Here is an 18,166-nt window from a genome sequence, read left to right on the forward strand (position 1 = left end):
GCCCGGCAGCCCGACCGCCCGGCGGCCCGAGCGCCTGACGGCCCGAGCGCCCGGCGGCCCGAGCGCCCGGCGGCCCGAGCGCCTGACGGCCCGAGCGCCTGACGGCCCGAGCGCCTGACGGCCCGACCGCCCGTGAGCCCGGCCTGTTGGTGGCTGGCCCGCGCTTGGGGTCACCCGCAGTCAGCCCGTACGTGGGGCAGCCGCGGCCGACCCGCGCACGGGTCAACCGCGGCCGACCCGCGCACGGTCAGCCGTGGCCGGCCCGCGCTGGGGGTCATCCGCAGTCGGCCCGTACGCGGGGTCAGCCGCAGTCGGCCCGTACGTGGGTCAGCCGCAGTCGGCCCGTACGTGGGTCAGCCGCGGTCGGCGACCGCCCAGGACGTCGCCGCGACGACCCCGGCCGCGCCGATGACCGCCGGCCAGGCGCCGACCTTCTTCGCCAGCGGGTGCGCCCCCGCGAAGCCGGCCAGGTAGAGCGCCCCCAGCCCGGCCGCCGCCGGGGTGCCGCCCCGGCGGTGCCATTCCCGTCCGGCCACGAGCCCGGCCGCGCCGAGCACGACGCCGCCCAGCGGCCGCTTCTTGGTCCAGCGGGCGACGGCGTAGCCGCCGACCAGGCCGGCGGCCGCCACCACGGAACTCGGTACCCGCGCCATGTCGAACTCCCTCGTTCTTCTTGTCTGCTGATTCGATCATTCGATCATTCGATGGGTCGCCTACGAGGCTAACGCGGGCCCCTCGACGCCCGCCGGACACCCACCGCCCCGAGCAGGAGCACGGCCCCGCCGACCACGGCGTCCGGCACCGCCTCCCGCACCGCGCGCGGCAGCAGCGCCACGATCCCGAGGACGAGGAGGAACGCGAGCGCGCACCGGCCCGCCGCCCGCAGCAGTCTGTCCACGCGCTGCTCAACGCCCCACCCCCGTCCGCGACACGGACGCCGCACGGCCGATTTGTCGCACACTCGCCGTTTCTGCGCACCCACGGGAGCGGGAACCTCCTGGGCGTAGATTCGGTCTTCCAGGAGGAAACCCCCTCAACTCACCACCCGCCCCCCGCACCCCACCCATCCCCCCAGGAGCCGACAGCGTGATCTCTTACGGACGGGCCGTCCTCGACCTCGCGGACGAGCTGGCCGACGCCTACGCGGACGTCTTCTCCGCCCCACCCTGGAACGAAGGCGAAGAAACCATTCGCCAGTTCTCGACGCGCCTCCAGGCCGACGTCCGGCGCCCCGGTTTCCGTACGGCCTTCGCCCAGTCGGCGACCGGCATCGACGGGTTCGCCACCGGCTGGCTGACCGGCGCCCCCTTCCCGCGCACCCGCGCCTACCCGCAGGTCGCCGCCCAGCTCGGCGCGGAACGGGTCCGGGAACTCCTCGTCGGGGCGCTGGAGATAGACGAACTCGCCGTACGCGCCTACGCGCGCGGCCACGGCACCGGCCGGGCCCTGCTCACCGAGATCACCGCGGACGCCCCGCAGCGCCGGGCCTGGCTGCTGACCTCGCGGCTGGCCACGGACACGGTGGCCACGTACCGCCGCCTGGGCTGGAACGAGGTGTCCGCCCTGCCGGGTACCGAGAGCGGCGTGGTCGTCTTCCTGTCCCCCGATCACCCGGGCCGCGACAGGTAGACCGCCGCCCGCACGGGCATACCGGGGCCATGATCACGCTCAAGGAACCCGTACCGGTGGCCCGTCGCCAGCTCGGCCTCGCCACCCGCCACCAGCTCACCACCACCGCCGGCATCCCCAGCGCCACCCTCACCTCCCGCACCCGCCCCGGCGGCCCCTGGCAACGCCTGCTGCCCCGGGTCTACCTCCTCCAGACCGGCCCGCCGGACCACCGCCAACGGGCCCTGGCCGCGGTCCTGTACGCCGCCGAGCCCGCCGCGGACCCGCTCTCCGGCGACACGGCAGCCCTCACCGGCGCCGCCGCCCTCGCCCTCCTCGGCATCCGGGACGCTCCGGACGTCCCCGCCGACGTCGTGATCCGCGCCCCGCGCCGGCTCGCCGCGCTCCCCCAGGTCCGGCCCCGGCCCACGACCCGCTGGCCCCGAACCCTCACGGTGTCCGGCATCCCCAGCACCCGCCCGGTCCGGGCCGCCGCCGACTTCGCCGCGCGCGCGGCCCGCCCCGACCGGATCCGCTCGGTACTGGCCCAGGTCGTCCAGGCCGGCTGGTGCCACCCGCACGACCTGCACGCCGAACTCCGCGCCTCCCGCCTCCTGGCCCGCCCCGAGATCCGCGCGGCGGCCACGGAACTCCTCGCCGGGGTCCGCTCGGTCGCCGAGGCCCGCGCCCGCGACGTCCTCACCGGCACGGACCTCCCCACCCCCCTGTGGAACGCCCGCCTCTACACCCCGGACGGCACCTTCCTGGCCACCCCGGACGCCTACTGGCCCGACGAGGGCGTGGCCCTGGAGGTCGACTCGGCGGAGTACCACTACACCCGCGACGCCTGGCACGCCACGCTCCGGCGCCGGCTGCGCCTGGAGTCCCACGGAGTCCTGGTGGTCAGCGCGACCCCGTCGATGATCCGCGACACCCCCGCGGAAGTCATCGCGGCCCTCCGCACCCTCCTCACCCTCACCACCCCCCSCCGAACCCCACCCACAGCCCTGGCCCGCGGCCACCAACAGCTGGCCCTGCCCTTCGACCGGGTCCGGGAGCCGTAGCGCGGTCCAGAATGGTGTGGTGGAGAAACTCTCAACGACGGCCGGCGTGCGTGCGCGGATGAGTCGGCAGAAGAGCCGCGACACCTCCGTGGAGGTGTCGCTGCGGAAGGCGCTGCACGCCAGGGGTGCGCGATACCGCATTCACCGGCGGCCGGTGAAGGGTGTGCGGCGCGAGGCGGACATCGTGTTCGGTCCGGCACGCGTGGCGGTCTTCGTGGACGGCTGCTTCTGGCACGGCTGTCCCGTACACGCCACTTGGCCCAAGAACAACGCGGACTTCTGGCGGGAGAAGATCGAGGGGAATCGGCGCAGGGACCTCGACACCGATGGCCGGTTCGCCGAAGCGGGTTGGCTGGTCTTGCGCGTCTGGGAACACGAGAGCGTGGAAGAGGCGGTGGAACGGGTGCTGGAGGCCGTCACGGCCCGTCGCGAGCAGCATGGTGCGAAGCGACGATCATATTGATGGTTTTCGGTTTTTGACACTGCCTCCGATGTCAAATCCTCGCTGTTAGGGTGATCGTGACCAATGCCGTGGCGGGGTGGACAGCGGAGGGCGCGGGGCATGGATCAGCGCGGCGAGGAATTCGGCCCTTGGCTCGCACGGCAGTTGAGTCGCATGGACATGTCGCAGACGGATCTGGCGATGCGACTGGGCCTGACCCGGGCGGCGGTCTCCGCTTGGGTCAACGGCCGAGCCGAACCCAGGGAAGAGACCAAGCACGCGCTGGCGGAGGTGTTCGGCACGAACCCCGATCTGGTCGAAAGCCGGACGACCGATGTCTCGCCCGGTCGTCCGCTTCAGTGGCACCACCGGACGGCCCATGCCGACGGCGGCCGCGAGTACGGCAACGCCGCCGCGTTCGCCTTCGACGCCGACATGACGGTGCTGGCGAGGGAGGCCACGCAGAACGCGCTGGACGAGCGGCTCGATCCCGGCCGCCCGGTTCGGGTGCGCTACACCCTGCACGAGCTGACCGGCTCCCACCTGTCCGCGTTCCTGGCCGCGCTGAGCTGGGACGACCTGCGTCCCCACTACGAACAGGCTGCGTCCACCGGGCAGAAGGTCTCGCGGAGCCTCAGGGCCGCGCTCGACGATCTGGAGTCGAAGGACTCCCTGCTCCTCCTGCGGGTGGACGACTACAACGCCACCGGGCTGACCGGACCCGAATACCAGGACGGCCGGTTCGCCGCCGTCGTCAGGCGCCAGCTCGACAGCCACAAGCAGGCGGGCGGTCGGGCCGGAGGTTCGTACGGCCTCGGCAAGGCCACCTTGTGGGCAGCCAGTCGATTCGGCCTCGTCCTGATCAACTCCACGCTCTCCGTGCCGCACGAAGGTCGAACGGAGCGACGTCTCATCGGACGGCTCGACCTGCCGTGGCGTCAGGTCGGGGGCGAGGCCTTTGCCGGGCCGGCCTGGTTCGGTGAACCGGACACCGATCCGGCCCACAAGGACGTTTCCAGGTCGTGGTGGGCCGACGAGGACGCGGTGGGAGAGCTGCACCTGGAGCGGAGCGGTGACGAACCCGGCACCTCGTTCCTCGTCGTCGGCGCCCACGATGCCTCGGGCGACGCAGAGGAGCTACGGGACCTCCACGACAAGCTCGTCCGATCGCTGGCCGACGGTTTCTGGGCGGCGATGATCGGCGGCGTCGGGGCCGGACCGATCCTGGAGGCATGTGTCACCACGCTCAGGGACGGAGAGGTGGTCGTGCGTGAAGAGCGAGTGGACCCCCACAGCCGTCACCCGGCCCTGAGCCGTGCCCTGCAGGCCCACCTCGACGGTCGTACGGTCGAGAATCTCACCTCGGAGGACCAGGTGGCACGCGTGGAGGTGCCGCTGATCGTGACGCCTCTCAAGGGCAAGGGGAAGGCTGGGGCCAAGGGTCGGGAACACCGGGCCGTACTGCTGCTCACCCCAGCCGCGGACGGGGACGAGCGACACAGCCGTGTGGTGTGCATGCGGGGAAACCGGATGACCATCAGCGAGCACCGCCCCCGGGAACTGCCGCTCGGAACAACTCCGTTCCAAGCGGTGCTGCTTGCCGGCTACGCGACCGACCGGGACGGGGAGGACGTGGAACTGGCCGAGGCCTTCCTGCGCGCGTCGGAGCCTCCCGAGCACGATCGGTGGGACCGCACGGAGGAGCTGACCTCGCTCTACGAGCGCGGAGCCGTGAGCCGCCTCAAGGAATTCCGCAGCGATGTGGACAAGGCCGTGCGGGGCCTGGTCGGCAGGCGGGAGACGAAGAGCTCCGGAGGGCCCGCAGCTCTGCGCGAGCTCCTCAGGTGGGATGCCCCGAGCGGGGCGCAGCGCCGCGTCCCGGCCTTTCCGGTCGTCCGTGAGGTCCGGGCGCGGGTGGAGGAATCCGGCGCCTGGAGCGTGATCGTCGAGATCCGGTTGCCTGCCGCCGAGGATCCGTGGCGGTTGACGCCGGTCGCCAAGTTCGACGTCCGGTCGGGTGGCCGCCCCGTGGTCGACTGGGCCATCCTGGCAGCCGACGAGAACTGTCGGGTGGAGGACGGTGATCTCGTCGTCGAGGCCGGAGTACGCAGCGCGGTGTTCCGCGCGACCACGGATCCGGCGACGCATCCGGTGCGCAGCTCCTACGCCCGTCTCGTCGTGGAGGTCCAGAAGGCGCGCGGAGGTGCGGCATGACGGCGGTGTTCCCCTACCGGACGCTCTTCGGAGACGTCGAACTGAGAGTGACCTCCGTGTCGGTGGACGGCCGCGAACTCCCCTACTCGATGATCTCCGCAACAGACCGCGCCGTCGCTCTCCACCAGGCGGGTCGGCAGCGGTGGGATCGGGCGCGGCTTCGGGTCGCGGTCACGTTCCCGGAACAGGAGGTCGCGGAGGGTCCGTGGTCGGACGTGGTGTTCCTCGCGGTTCTGGCCGAGAAGGCGACCAACGTCCGCTCGACCGTCGTGCTGACCAGGTCCGGCGACGGCACCATGACGGGGACGATCGAACTCGATCGTGCCCTGCACTTCCGCCGGGCGACCCTGGGCGTGGTGGTGGTCGCGACGGTCGACGGGGTGGCCGGCCGGTCGGTGGCGACGGCCACGCAGGACTGGTACATCGACCTCAAGTCCTCGACGCCCGCGCGGCAGCGCGAGATCGAGATCGTCGAGCTCGATTTCACCGAGGTCGACCTCGAGTGGCTGAGGCCGTACAGGGAGTCCGCGTGGATCGTCGAGACCACGGGTGACGTTCCGACCGTGTACCTCAACACCGCTGCCGTCGAGGGTCTGATGGATGCCCTGCACGGTACCGGGGGAAGCCGTGCGGAGCGGATGGTGCGGGATCTCACGACGACCCAGATCGCCCAGGACGCCTGGACGGCCATGTTCCACACGGCGATCAGCGACCTGGAGACGGACGAGGACGGCACTCCGCTCGTGCCCAGGGGGTGGCGGGAGTCGGTCCTCAAGGCCATGCTTCCGGACGTGCTGCCCGGCCGTCAGTTGACCGACGCACTGTACGAGATCGCCGAGCGGCGGACCAAGGGCTACGGGTGGGCCGAGATCCAGACCGGTGTGCAGTTCGCCGCGGGCAGGCGCAGTCGTGCGACGAGGAACCTCACGAACGCGGTGCGTTCCCTGCAGAACATCGAAGGGACGGGTGGCGCCAGGTGAATCGGACACCGGTACAGGAACTCCCCCCGACGTTGGGTCTGCTGTCCGACGCCTCGGTGGCCAAGTACCTCAGCAGGGCGGTGCAGACGGGRCAGGAACGGCCGCCCCAGGTCGCACTGCGGAAGGCTTCCGAAGCCTTGGGCGCCGCACACCGTTGGCGCACGGAGCCGGTACGCGTCCTCGTCGACGAGGCCGTGCGCCGCTTCGAGGACGACCGCACCGCCGCGGACGGATGGTTCGCGCCCCGCCTGCACGCGACCCTGCGCATGACGCGCGCCGAGGCGGCGGACAGCCGGCTGTGGAACTTTCTGGCCATGGTGGTGGCTCCGGACTACGTCGCATGGCGTCACCGTGCGTCGGACACCGAGGCCGGGCCGGGGACGGCGACGGCGGCGCGTTTCTCCGGGCCTCACTACACGCAGGCGTTCTCCCGCCTGTGGTGGACGGCCGAACTCTTCCGTGACGGGGCCGACTATCGCCCGATCGAGACCGCCTGCCGTGTGCAGGACGTGCTGCAGTCGACGATGCGCCTGGACGTCATCGATCACCGTCCCACCGCTCAGGCGATCCTGAGGGTGCTGGAACGTCGGCTCGCCGCCGGCGTGCCGCGCCCCGGAGATCAGGTGAACGCCCTCTCGGCGGCCGTGAACGCCGCGGGCAGCACACTGGTGTACGACGTGCTCGCGCCGGACCGAGGCATCGACACCGACGCCCTTCAGGATTGGATCGACGAGGCGGAGGATGCTGCCGCGGCGCCGTGGGACCGGCTGCCCAAGGGGCCGCAGGACGGTGGGGTGCCCCCCTCCTCGGTCGACACCCTGGTGCCGATCTTCGAGCAGCTGCTCGTGGAGGCACCACTGCGGGACCGCTCGAAGAAGAAGCCCCGGGTTCCCGCGGCGAGGGTGCCGGACGGTGTGGTGCTGACCAAGCCGTCGGACCGGGTGTGAGAGGGGCCGACGGCAGCCGTCAGGCGTGCTCGGCCAGGAAGGTGTGGATGGCCCGGGCCAGGGCGGTACCGAGACCGACGGGTACCGCATTGCCGATCTGACGCGCGATCTCGATCTTCGTACCGTGCCACTTGAAGGTCTCGGGGAAGCCCTGGATGAGGGCGGCCTCGTAGTGGGTGATCGGGCGGTTCTCCGTCGGGTGGAGGTAGCGGCCCTTTTCCGGCTTGTAGAACTCGGTGCGGATCGTCACCGAGGGCTTTTCCTTGCGCAGGCGCCCCATGACGTCACCCGAGCCGGAATTGTGGTTGTCCCAGCTTTCGGTGGAAAGGTAGAACTCCTGGCCCTTGAGGCGCTTGTAGCCGTCTTCGGTGGAAAGGCGAATCCGACCCGATCGATCGAGGCGGTAGTACATCCCGCGGAGATTCTTCCGATTTCCGTTCTCGGGAATCGCCATGTAGCGGGCGCGGGAGAGGTTCTCCGGCCGGCGGCCGAAGTGGAGGTCCGTCGTGAGGTAGTGCCCGGCGGTGGCATCGTCCTTGCCTCGGGCTTCGGGCATCCGCTCCAGGAGCGGGCGCTCGGCGGAGACATCGAAGACCTTCGACACCGGGACCCAGCGCGGCAGTGACGCCCCCGCCGGGAGGGAGTCGAACAGGGAGCCCTGGGCGTCCGCCGGCTCGTACCCGTTCTTGTGGTGCGTCGGCTCGGGGTGCCTCAAGGGCTGGGCGAAGTCCTTGTGGGTGCAGATGACGATCACACGACGCCGTGCCTGGGGCACTCCGTAGTCCGCGGCGTTCATCACGGCCTCCACGACGGTGTAGTCGTGGAGCGGGTGGCCGGGGGTGGTCGAGGCGGACAGCAGTTCCCTGTACTGGGGGGACTTCAGGAAGCGGTCGACGTTCTCGATCACGAAGAGCTTGGGGTGGACCTTCGCGACCACCCGCACGTACTCCTGCCAGAGCTCGTTGCGCGGGTCCGCAGGGTCCTCCTTGCCCAGCCCCGAGAACCCCTGGCAGGGCGGGCCACCCATGATCACGTCGACTTGGCCCTTGAAGGGGGTGGGGTCGAAATCCGTGATGTCCCCCGCATAGACGTGCGCGCCGCCGAAGTTAGCGGCGTACGTCGCGGCGGCGGCGCGGTCGAACTCCACGGCGGCGACCGAAGTGAAGGGGTTCGGGCCGTCAGTCGGGGTGTATCGGTTGAACCCGGCAGAAAAGCCGCCGGCACCGGCGAACAGGTCCATGACGCGGATCTGCCCATGTTGAGACGGCTGGGGCGGCTTTCTGGTCATGAGGGCCAAGTGTAGTCACCGTGCCACACGTCGATCGCCGTTCTCCGCGTCTCGTCAGCCGCGCAGCGCGGCGGCGATGGACGCGCCCAGGACACGACCGACGGGAGGCGGAGAGGCATGTCCGACCTGCCGGTACATCGCCGTCTTGCGCCCCTCGATCCGCCAGGAGGGAGGAAATCCCTGGAGCAGGGCGGCCTGGGCCACTGTGAGGGGCATCATGCCGGGCCGGCCGAGGTCGGGGTCCCATCGGAAGTTCTCGTCCGGGACGTCGTCCGCCACCGTCGCACCGTCGACGCCCATGCGCGCCCAGGCCTTCTTGCTCCCCGAGGGTCCGAGATCAGGCCCACCGCGCTCCCACGAGCCGCCGACGAGGGTGGGCGCCGGTTCGTCGGCCTGCGCCGCCCACCTCTTCGCGTCGCTCCAACCGCGCGCGGACATCGACTCCAGCAGAGTCTCTCCGACCGTCCTGTGGTGGGGTGCGGGTGTGGCGGGAGTCGGCTCGACGAAGCGGTCCAGTGCGTCCCCCTTGAAGGCCACCAGAATGCCCTGACGTCGCGTCTGCGGCACACCGTGGTCCGCAGCGTTGAGCACGAACCAACGATGCCGGTATCCGAGGTGGGACAGCTCCTCCCCGAGGTAAGTCCGAACCGGCTCGTAGGCGGGCTTGGTCACCAGGTCGGGGACGTTTTCGACGAGCAGGGCGCGGGGCTGTACCCCGTGCAGCAGGTACATCGTGGCCCGGAGCAGTTCGAGCTCGGCTTCGCTGTCCGGACGGGCCACGGTCGCGGTGGCCTTGACCCGGGGCAGGCCCGCGGACAGGAGATCGACGTCGTACGTCTGCGTGTGCTCGGCCGGGTCGAAGTCCAGGAGGTTCCCCTCGTGGACGTTCCAGGACGGGCGGTTCGCCCGCAGGGTCCGGCACGCCACGTCACGGTTGTCCAGGAGGAGCACCGGATCGAAGCCGGCCTGCTCCAGCCCCAGGGCCAACCCGCCGGCACCGGAGCAGACGTCCAGTGATCTCAGCCGTTCCGGATTCCGCGTATTCATGCCGCCCCAGGCTCCTCCGTGCCGCCGGGCGGTGAGACGGGTGGAGACCGCCTCACCGCCGTCCTCGACGACGTGCCGAGAGATCAGAGGTTGTCGATCTCCGTGACGTCGATGATCGCACTCGGCTTGGAGGAGATGGTCGTGAATTGGACGACCTGTCCGTTCGCGCTGTGCGCTGCCGCAGGGGCCACGAAGGTGAACGCCATCACGATCTTGTCCGAATCGATGCGGCGGTCCGCGCCGATCGAGCCCTGGTGGGCGCTCTGGACGATCGGATAGAGGACGACGACGCCGCGACGTTCGGCGACGAGACGCTCCGTGGCGGAGTCCCCCGAGTCTTCGAGGGCTCCGGCGATCCGGTGGGCGACCCCACGGTGCTTCCTGTCGCTGATCGCTCCGAAGAGCGGCCCCCGGTCGGCACGCCGGTCTCGGGAGAACCAGGAGTACGAGCGGCCCGCCGAGCCGAGGACCACCGTCTTGGCCTCCGTGGTCGAGGCGTGCTGGGGCGCCAGGACGACCCAGTCGGAGACCTTTCCGGACTCGGTGATCTCGGAGATGTACCTGAGGTGCGGCGGGAACTGGTCGGGGACTTCCCAACGCAACCCGCCGAGCGTGTCGAGCAGGTCGGCCGCCGAGAGCGTTCCGCGCAGGGCCCGGAAGCGGTGAGTGACGCCCTGCTCGGGGAAGTGGTAGCCGTAGCTCTCCGCCCGGTGCCCCAGCGATTCGAGGGTCGGGAGCCACAGTTCGGTGTTGTGTCGGAGATCCTCGCCCTTCTGGGGATATGCGGTCGGTTCCTCCCAACGGCCGGCGGAGCGAACCAGTTCCAGGCGGGCGTTGTACATCTTGTTCGGGCTGGTGGGCCTCAGCGACGGCATGTGCTGGGAGACGAGCGGGGGAATCTGGGCGGGAGTGATCTGTGGGCGTCCGTCCACCATCACGGAATACCTGTGCAGCTCCGAGCGGAACGCCTCTTCGTCGAGACAGATGGCCTGGAACGATTCGTACAGGTCCATTTCCTTGCGCCCCATCGTCTCCTTGCGGCCCAGATAGAGGCGGACCAGGTCGCGATATCCCTTTCGGAACCCGAACCATCGTCCCATCTGCATCAGGGTGGAAGCGTTCCCGGCCCGACGGCGGAAGAACGACACCGTCAGGCCCTCGACGGTGAATCCGCGGGCCAGCTTCTGGCCACCGATGAGGATCTTCCAGATCGGGCGCTTGTCGAAGTCCGCCTCGCCCGTTTCGAGGTCCTGGTCCCCGTTCACGACGATGATCGGACGGTCGTCGCCCCCGATCCTCACACTCGCCGGACCCACGTACGGCATGAGCTCGTCGTACGAGGCAGGCACGACGTGTCCGTCGGCTCGGACACCGGATACCGGTGCGACGTCGGTTTCGAACAGCTTGCGCAGGCGGGCGTGGCCGCGAGGGCCCATGTACCCCGCATCACGCCAGAGACCCAACACACGGTCGTGCAGTTCACGATGCACGCCGGTGCGCACCGATTCGTGGATGAGCATCGTGTGGTGCTCGAAGTAGCCGTCGCCGAGTGCGCCGACATCCTCGCGGTACAACTTCATCGCGGCGGTGAGTACGAACATGTCCATGGCCTGCTGCAGACAGGTGTCGTCCTCGTCGTCGTCGACGATGTCGCGGACGTGCGCCTTTTCGTTGGAATTGGCGAACGTCCGCTCCGCCTCCTCGATCTCGGAGTCCAGGTCGTGGAAGTCCCGCGCGCCCATGTAGCCCTCAGGCCGCGGAAGGGAGATGAGGAAGTCCTTGGGGAAGATGTCCTCGGTGTCGCTCGGGTCCACGAAGACGTTGGCGAAGGGCGTCGCGGTGTAGCCGACGTACTGTGCCCTCGGCAGCATGTTGAGGAGTTTCGAGATCTGCTCGTTGATCGCACTGCGTTGCGCGTCGGGCTTCGCGGTGTTGACGGAGGCCTCGTCGGACTCGTCGTCGATGATCAGTACGGGGATCTCGGCGAGCGGGGTCTTGATCTTCCCCAGATCCTTGACGAGCTTGGACAGGACCGTTTTGTTCTTCTTGACCACCATCAGGCGCGCAGAGGAACGATGCAGGTTCTGCTGGTCGTACAGCGGCAGCGCGGTTTCCCGCTTTTCGAACTCCAGGGCCGTGATCCCCTGCAGCAGGCTCTTGTAGTCGTCGTTCCGCGTCGTCATGCGCACGATGTCGAAGGCGCCCAGTGCGGAGGGAAGGCTGCCGAATGTCACGAAGCCGTCGGAGATCCATGCAGGGTCGTCCGCGTAGTCGGATTCCGACGCGTCCGCCCCTCGCAGGATGTTCTCCCGGCCGACGAGCTCCATGTCGAGGCGGCGCTGCGTTTGGGCCCGCAGCATGTTGAGGGTTCCGCCGAGGACGATGATCAGACGGTAGCCGGCGTCGACGGCCTTGGCCATGACACCGGTGAAGTTGGCCGTCTTCCCCGACTGGACGTAGCCCACGACGAGCCCTTTGGACTGGTAGACCTCCGGGTCCGTGGGGTCCGCCAGTCGCTCCACCACCTGGTCGGTGGCCACGTCCAAGGCGGCCACGGCGTCCGCCGGCCAACCCTTGTCGGCGAGCAGCCGGCGATATGCGGGCCAATAGTGAGGGCGACTGAGCTGGGACTGAGGCGTGTACCAGGGCTTGTGCTCGGGGCTGATCACCACGGAACCGGCCGCCTTCGACACGGGGATCACCCCGTCGAGCAGGATGCGCGTGGCCTCCTCCAGCTTGAGCAGGCGGTAGACGTCGGCTCGCCGCTCGTCCGTACGCGGCGGGGTTTCGGTCCAGCCGGGCTTGTCCGCGTAATCCCACCGGGTGAGCTGCCTGCGCCAGAGCTCGACCAGCTGGTGTGTCGAATGTGCGTCCTTCAGGGCGCCCTGGAAGTCCGCCTCGTCGGCGCAGTCCTCGGCCTCGGGGGTCATGTCCTCGGCCTGGTACACCAGGGCGCGGGCCAGGTTCTTCGGCTTGCTGCCGTCGAGATCGGAGAGCACGGCACTGTGCAGCGAAAGGCGGACGGATTCGATGTCGGTCATGGCGGATCCTCGTCGGTCACGGAAGACGGAAGTCGGTGAGGTCGACCGGCGAGCCGGGCGTCGGGCTCAGATGGTCCACATGTATGYGGTAGTCGATCGACGAGACGTGCTCGCGCACACCCGACGGAATCATGGAATCGGTCAGCCTCGGTAGGCGATCCGCCGGGACGAGCAGGGGCCCGCTGCGCAGGTTCCACCGTTCGTCGTCCGGTTCGCTCTCGCTCCATCCGCACGACGCGAGGGCTCCCTCCAGCCGAGTCGAGGCGATGCGGTGTGCGGCACGGGCGTCACGGAGCACCGTGGCCACCGATTCGCCGAGGGAGCGCCCGCCGAGCCCGCCGCGCGTCAGCTGGAGCGAGGCGAACCACAGAGGGCGTCCCGCGCTCTCCGTCAGCTGGCGGATCCCGTGGATCGTGTGCCGGCGCTCCTCGGAGGCGGTCGTCTTCACCTCGAGGTCGAACGACGGCAAGCCGAAGTCGTGCTGCTCGGCCTTGGGCCCGGTCCAGGCGTCGACGGCCTCGGCCCAGCCGTGGGTCCGGGCCACGGCCCGCAGGACGGCGAGTTCGCCGTGCAGGCCGATACGTCGTTCCACACCGAGGCCCCGTGGCCGGTTGAGCAGTTCGCCCCAGGCGTGGACGGTCTCCTCGAACGCCTGCCCAAGATCACGGTCACCCGTGACGACGCGGTCCGCGACCGCGATCAGCAGGTCGTGGAAGTCCCGCATCAGCGCGACCTGCGTGGTGTGGATCCGTGCCATGCGGGCGCCGCCGCGATGGACCTGGTCGATGGTCACCGCGGGAAGCGAGGAACGAGGGGGCTGCTGGTGCCGGGCGAGTTCGACCTGCAGCGAGATCGCCTGGCCGCCGTCCGCGATCTCGTACCAGACCGCGCGCTTCGCGGTGGGTGGGGAGAGGCGGTAGCTCGCGGCCTGCCGTTCTCCCAGGTAGTGCTCGACCGTCGACCAGGGAAGTTCCGGAAAGTCGGCGCTGTCAGTCATCGTCACCCATGCGTTCGAGTTCGGTGCGTGCGGCGGACACGAGGACGGATTGCCACAGCTGAAGGTTGTCCTTTTCGCGACTTCCGCTGTATTCCTTCTCGAAGACCTGGTGGAGGAGCAGGTACATGAGGGATTTGAGAGTGGGTGCGTCGTTCAGGCCGCCGCGGCGTCCCCCGAGTATCGCGGAACGATAATGCCGGTTCAGGCAGATGGTCCGGTTCTCCCGGTCGATCTCGAAGAAGTGCCCGTTGTCCATTTCCTGCCAGCGGATGGAGATGGGATCCTCGCCGGGCAACAGGGGAAGCTCGTCCTCGATGGTCTCGCGCACCACGGGATCGAATCCCTTCCCGGGCCCCACGACTGCCTTCCGGCTGGTGCCGGCCCGCTTGCGGGCCTCCCGGTACACGGTCTCGGCGTCGGAGATGTACTCGACGAAGCGTCGACCGTTCGCGTCCCGCGCGTCGTCCAGGGCGGCGATGAACTCAGGAGAGACGTCGACGCCTTCCTTCTTCACGGTCAGGCGGAAGACGTCGTTGCCGGCCGGTGGGAGATCGATGGCGATACGCGAGAGCGAGAGGTGCTGCTCCGGTTGCCGGAAATTGTTCCACCCGCCGGCCTGCACGAGGCGATGGTGGCGGTAGAAGTAGAAGCCCTGGCGTTCGAGCACGGATCCCACGGCCTTGTATCCGTCAAGGGTCGATTTGGCGGGCCAGACGTGAGCCTGCAGGGCCACCGGGGCCATCGACGGGAGATCCACGTCGAAACGACGCGGGTAGTCGGCGTGGCCGGGAACCGGATACCCGAAGGGGTCCAGGGGCTCCACCCCGAAGTTCATGTACTCGGTGCCGGTGTTGACGTCCTCGACGGCGATGGTGATGTTGAAGTCTTCCCGGGCCAGGAATCTGTGCAGGTACAGGCCGAGCTGGAGGCCCAGCCGGTTGATGGTGCGATGGAGGTAGCGATCGGTCTGACCGCCGCCGCCGTGACGGGGGAAGTTCTTCACCCCGTCCCAGCGGATGACGGTGCCCTGCCAGGTGATCGGCCTCTGCGCGTAGCGGTCGATCAGGGTCTGCGCGTAGTCCGGGGCGACGATGTCGCACTGGTAGCCGTTCACGGCCCGTTCCATCAGCCACCGGCGTCCGACCGCCCGGGTGCGGCGCGTCTTGCTCACGACGGTGACTGCGGACGCGTGGCTCAGCGAGGCCGACTTCAGGCCGGTGCCGAACATCCCGAGCGCTTGGGAGTCGTAGTCGCGTCGCCCCCCGACGGTCATGGCGACGTCGAGTTCCTCCTCCGTCATGCCCTTGCCGTCGTCGATGACGAGCAGGCTGACGAGCCGATCCTCATCGCGAAGGAAGTGGATCACGACGTCCCGGGCCCCGGCGTCGATGGAGTTGTCGACGAGGTCGGCGATGGCGACCTCGAATCCGTATCCCTGACTGCTGAGCGCCTCCATGTACCGGGCGTCCGGGGGGAGATGCTTGCTGCCCGCGATGGGAACTTCGAACTGCCAGTCGTCGGTCATTGCCTGCCTCGGGGGTCGTCGAATCGAGGACGAGCCTAATCCGCCCGACTTCCCGGGAGCAGGTCCGGGTGACCCCGGGTGACCCGGGGGACACGGATGGTGGGCCGGTCGGAACTCAGGAGTCGGAAGTGGCGCCGTGGCATTCCGCGTAGGGCTTGCCCGAGGTGCACCAGCAGGGGGTGGTGGGGGTGGGGGGCCAGGGGGTGGCCTTGCCGCGGGCCGCGAGGGTGGTGGCGTATTCCGCCAGGAGGGAGGGGGAGGCCGGGGAGGTCTTCTCCGAGGCGGCGAAGGCCTCGTAGGAGGGGACGCTGCCCGTGACGATGCCGAGGTTGGTGGTGCCCGAGGCGGYCAGGGCGCGCAGCGAGGCCTCGGTGGCGGCGAGGTGGGCCGCGTGGGAGGGGTACTCCGCCGCGAGCGTGGGGTAGGAGGCGACGAGTTCCGCGAGCTCGCGCTGGGGCCAGTGGAGGATCGCCACCGGGAAGGGGCGCGAGAGGGCGGCGCGGCGGTCGCCCAGTTCGGCGCGCAGGCGGGCGATCTCGGCGCGCAGTTCCGCCGGGTCGTCGGAGCCCAGGGCCCAGATGCGCTTCGGGTCGTGGAGTTCGTCGAGGGGGATCGGGCCCGAGTGGCGGGTGTCGGCGACCATGTCCCAGTCGTCGTGCGGGAGTCCGAGGAGGCGGCGTACGCGGTGGCGGCCGGTGAGGAGGGCCGCGGTGGAGCGGGTGAGGGGGGTGTCCTCGGAGGTGAGGAGGGTGGCCGCCTCGGTGAAGCACTCGTGCGAGGCCTCCAGCTCGTCGTGGGCCTCCAGGGCTTCCGCGATCACCTCCCAGGGCGCCGGGTCCGCGGGGGCGGCGGCGCGGATGCCCGAGATCAGGGCGCGGGCCTCGGCCTCGTGGCCGTACTCCCAGAGGTTCGCGGCCTGCAGGGCCTTGATGAGGTGCGGGTTCGCGGGTGCGTCGGCCAGGAGTTGGTCGTAGAGGGTGCTCGCCCGCTCGCGTGCGTCGCCCAGTTCGAGGTGGGCCGCGGCCTGGAGGAGCAACGGCTCCTGGTCCTCGGGATAGCGGGTCGCCGTGCGGATGAGGCGCTCGGCTTCGGCGATGTGCTCGGCAGGCGTGTCGGGGCGCATGGTTCACACCGTACTGCTGCTGGTCAGTTGAGGGGGGAGGTCTTAAGGTGCGGGCCGTGCGGGATCGCGTGCGTGTGGTGGTGCAGGGGGGCGGCCGGCGGGGGCGCCGGGGCGCTCTCGCGCGGCTGCTGTGGGTGGGTGCCGAGGCGATCACCACGGTGGGCGTGGTGGTGGCGTTGCTGGTGGTGCACCAGGTGTGGTGGACGAACCGCCAGGCCGTCGCGGCCGCCCAGGAGCAGGTGCGGGAGCTGGAGCATGCCTGGGGTGCGGGGGGTGGGCAGCGGCCCGGCCCGGGTGGTGGGGCGGATGTCGGTGCGGGTGCGGGTGCGGGTGCGGGTGGGGGTGACGGGGACGTGCCGGACGTGCCCGTGGTCGAGGGGGCGTCGAGCGGGCCCGGTGCCGGGCGCGGGAGTGCTCCGGCGCCCGGCCGATCGGTGGGGGGCGGCGAGCGGCCCGCGCCGGCGCCGGCTCCGGGGCGCGAGGAGGCGTACGCCGTGCTGCGCGTGCCGCGCCTCGGCCTGACCGTGCCCGTGGCTCAGGGCGTCGACAAGCGGACCGTGCTGGACAAGGGCTACGTCGGCCACTACCCGGGGACCGCGCAGCCCGGGGCGGCGGGGAACTTCGCGCTGGCCGGGCACCGCAATGCGCACGGGGAGCCCTTCCGCTACATCAACCGGCTCCGGGCGGGCGACGAGCTGCTCGTCGACGTCCGGGGGCGGCGGTACACGTACGTGGTGGGCAAGGTGCTGAACGAGACCACCGAGCGGGACACCGGGGTGATCGCGCCCGTGCCGCACAGCACGGTCCGGCCCGACGCCGGTTACGCGGAGGCGGGTTCGTACATCACGCTGACGACGTGCACGCCCGAGTACACCTCCACGTACCGGCTGGTGGTCTGGGGCACGCTCAGGGCGTAGCGGGGCCGTTGTCGGTGGGGCCCGTTAGTATCGGTCGTGAGTACCCGATCTCGTACGGAAGTTCGGGGCTCGTGGAAGGGGGAGGGGGCGGTCCGGATGTCTCGACGAACCGACGCGCGGCCCTTGCTGTCCTTCCTGGTCTCCTCGCGGGCGGGTGCCCTGCTCGCCGCCCTGCTGGTGTTCGGCGGGATCCTCGGCCTGATGTCGGGGGAGAACGCCCTGGCCGCAGCCGTGGTCGCGCTGGCCGCGGCCGTCGCCGTCGGAGCCGCCGCGCTCGCGGCCTCCCTCGTGCGGTCCGTGCCGCCGCACCGAATACGCACCGCGATCCGTGATCGCGAGCAGCGCACGGCGTTCCTGCCGCAGCGCGATCCCGACGCCTCGGGCCGGTCGCGGCCCAGGGCTCCGGGCCGTCGCGTCATGACGGCCGCGTAGGGGCGCGCAGTACTTCCCTCGCCTTCTGCTCACTGATCACTGTCGTCGCCCCTCGCGGGTCGTCGCGCCGAAATGCACCTTCTTCGACGTTCGACGAGACCCCTCGGAGGGCCCGCGTGTCCGTTTTCACCCATCTTGTTGCCGAGCTGGGCCGGCTCATGGAGCCGGTACTGGCCGAGTCCGCGACCGCTGCCGCGATCGTGCTGTTCACCGTGCTCGTACGGCTCGCCCTGCACCCCCTGAGCCGTGCCGCCTTCCGCGGGGCGACGCCCGTGGCCGGCTGCCTGCCGACGCTGCTGCAGCTGCCGGTGTTCTTCGTGATGTACCGGGCGTTCTCCTCCCCGGAGGTGGCCGGTGCGGCCAACGAGCTGCTGGGGCACCGGCTGTTCGCCGCCCCGCTCGGATCCCGGTGGGCCGACGCCCTCGGGGAGGGCGGGCCGTTCGGGCCGCGGGGGCTGGTGTTCCTGGGGCTGTTCGCCGCCGTCGGGGTGGTGGCCGCGTGGAGCGCGGTGCGCGGGCGGCGGGCCGCCGCGGCCGCGCC

At 70.3% G+C, this 18,166-nt stretch carries 16 protein-coding genes and 1 pseudogene; 9 read left to right on the plus strand and 8 right to left on the minus strand.

Going from position 1 to position 18,166, the window contains the following annotated elements; genetic code table 11:
* Positions 1-353: 353 nt before the first annotated feature.
* Together AB4039_RS37180 and AB4039_RS37185 are read right to left on the minus strand one after the other, a co-directional pair.
* On the minus strand, positions 354-653 hold the full coding sequence (locus AB4039_RS37180; RefSeq protein WP_266839246.1) for a hypothetical protein: 300 nt from the start codon (positions 651-653) through the stop codon (positions 354-356).
* A 68-nt stretch (positions 654-721) separates the two neighbouring features.
* Complete coding sequence (locus AB4039_RS37185) at positions 722-898, minus strand: hypothetical protein (RefSeq protein ID WP_266839245.1); 177 nt, start codon at positions 896-898, stop codon at positions 722-724.
* 188 nt (positions 899-1,086) lie between these two features.
* Here AB4039_RS37185 and AB4039_RS37190 point away from each other — a divergent pair, with 188 nt between their 5' ends.
* From AB4039_RS37190 to AB4039_RS37215, 6 genes are all read left to right on the plus strand, one after another.
* Complete coding sequence (locus AB4039_RS37190) at positions 1,087-1,629, plus strand: GNAT family N-acetyltransferase (RefSeq protein ID WP_266839244.1); 543 nt, start codon at positions 1,087-1,089, stop codon at positions 1,627-1,629.
* A 29-nt stretch (positions 1,630-1,658) separates the two neighbouring features.
* On the plus strand, positions 1,659-2,672 hold the full coding sequence (locus AB4039_RS37195) for a hypothetical protein (RefSeq protein WP_442272825.1): 1,014 nt from the start codon (positions 1,659-1,661) through the stop codon (positions 2,670-2,672).
* A gap of 19 nt (positions 2,673-2,691) precedes the next feature.
* Positions 2,692-3,135 (plus strand): very short patch repair endonuclease, encoded by a 444-nt coding sequence (locus AB4039_RS37200; RefSeq protein WP_442272826.1) that lies wholly within the window; start codon positions 2,692-2,694, stop codon positions 3,133-3,135.
* Positions 3,136-3,234: 99 nt separating this feature from the next.
* Complete coding sequence (locus AB4039_RS37205) at positions 3,235-5,328, plus strand: helix-turn-helix domain-containing protein (RefSeq protein WP_442272827.1); 2,094 nt, start codon at positions 3,235-3,237, stop codon at positions 5,326-5,328.
* Positions 5,325-6,308: a hypothetical protein gene (locus AB4039_RS37210; protein WP_442272828.1), complete on the plus strand. Its 984-nt coding sequence runs from the start codon at positions 5,325-5,327 to the stop codon at positions 6,306-6,308. Before AB4039_RS37205 ends, AB4039_RS37210 begins: the two co-directional genes overlap by 4 nt.
* 194 nt (positions 6,309-6,502) lie before the next feature.
* Positions 6,503-7,255 (plus strand): DUF6339 family protein, encoded by a 753-nt coding sequence (locus AB4039_RS37215; protein ID WP_442272829.1) that lies wholly within the window; start codon positions 6,503-6,505, stop codon positions 7,253-7,255.
* A 19-nt stretch (positions 7,256-7,274) separates the two neighbouring features.
* Here the strand turns inward: AB4039_RS37215 and AB4039_RS37220 are convergent, their stop codons facing one another.
* The 6 genes from AB4039_RS37220 to AB4039_RS37245 form a co-directional block, all read right to left on the minus strand.
* Complete coding sequence (locus AB4039_RS37220; RefSeq protein ID WP_442272830.1) at positions 7,275-8,543, minus strand: DNA cytosine methyltransferase; 1,269 nt, start codon at positions 8,541-8,543, stop codon at positions 7,275-7,277.
* A 54-nt stretch (positions 8,544-8,597) separates the two neighbouring features.
* The gene (locus AB4039_RS37225) at positions 8,598-9,590 is read right to left on the minus strand and encodes a DNA cytosine methyltransferase (RefSeq protein WP_442272831.1); all 993 of its coding nucleotides are present in this window, start codon (positions 9,588-9,590) and stop codon (positions 8,598-8,600) included.
* A gap of 83 nt (positions 9,591-9,673) precedes the next feature.
* The gene (locus AB4039_RS37230) at positions 9,674-12,631 is read right to left on the minus strand and encodes a Z1 domain-containing protein (RefSeq protein WP_442272832.1); all 2,958 of its coding nucleotides are present in this window, start codon (positions 12,629-12,631) and stop codon (positions 9,674-9,676) included.
* Between the two features lie 16 nt (positions 12,632-12,647).
* Positions 12,648-13,628, minus strand: coding sequence for a PD-(D/E)XK motif protein (locus tag AB4039_RS37235; protein ID WP_442272833.1), 981 nt, complete (start codon positions 13,626-13,628; stop codon positions 12,648-12,650).
* Complete coding sequence (locus AB4039_RS37240; protein WP_442272834.1) at positions 13,621-15,153, minus strand: ATP-binding protein; 1,533 nt, start codon at positions 15,151-15,153, stop codon at positions 13,621-13,623. Before AB4039_RS37240 ends, AB4039_RS37235 begins: the two co-directional genes overlap by 8 nt.
* A gap of 115 nt (positions 15,154-15,268) precedes the next feature.
* On the minus strand, positions 15,269-16,276 hold the full coding sequence (locus tag AB4039_RS37245; protein WP_442272835.1) for an SEC-C metal-binding domain-containing protein: 1,008 nt from the start codon (positions 16,274-16,276) through the stop codon (positions 15,269-15,271).
* 56 nt (positions 16,277-16,332) lie between these two features.
* Between AB4039_RS37245 and AB4039_RS37250 the strand changes: the two genes are divergently transcribed.
* The 3 genes and pseudogenes from AB4039_RS37250 to AB4039_RS37260 form a co-directional block, all read left to right on the plus strand.
* Positions 16,333-17,193, plus strand: a complete 861-nt coding sequence (locus tag AB4039_RS37250; RefSeq protein ID WP_442272836.1) for a class E sortase — start codon at positions 16,333-16,335, stop codon at positions 17,191-17,193.
* A gap of 96 nt (positions 17,194-17,289) precedes the next feature.
* Positions 17,290-17,625 (plus strand): DUF6412 domain-containing protein, encoded by a 336-nt coding sequence (locus AB4039_RS37255; RefSeq protein WP_266839237.1) that lies wholly within the window; start codon positions 17,290-17,292, stop codon positions 17,623-17,625.
* Between the two features lie 116 nt (positions 17,626-17,741).
* Positions 17,742-18,166 (plus strand): annotated as a pseudogene (locus AB4039_RS37260) (hypothetical protein); the annotation flags it as partial.

The sequence above is a fragment of the Streptomyces sp. M-16 genome (genome assembly GCF_052114405.1).
Taxonomy (GTDB): Bacteria; Actinomycetota; Actinomycetes; order Streptomycetales; family Streptomycetaceae; genus Streptomyces.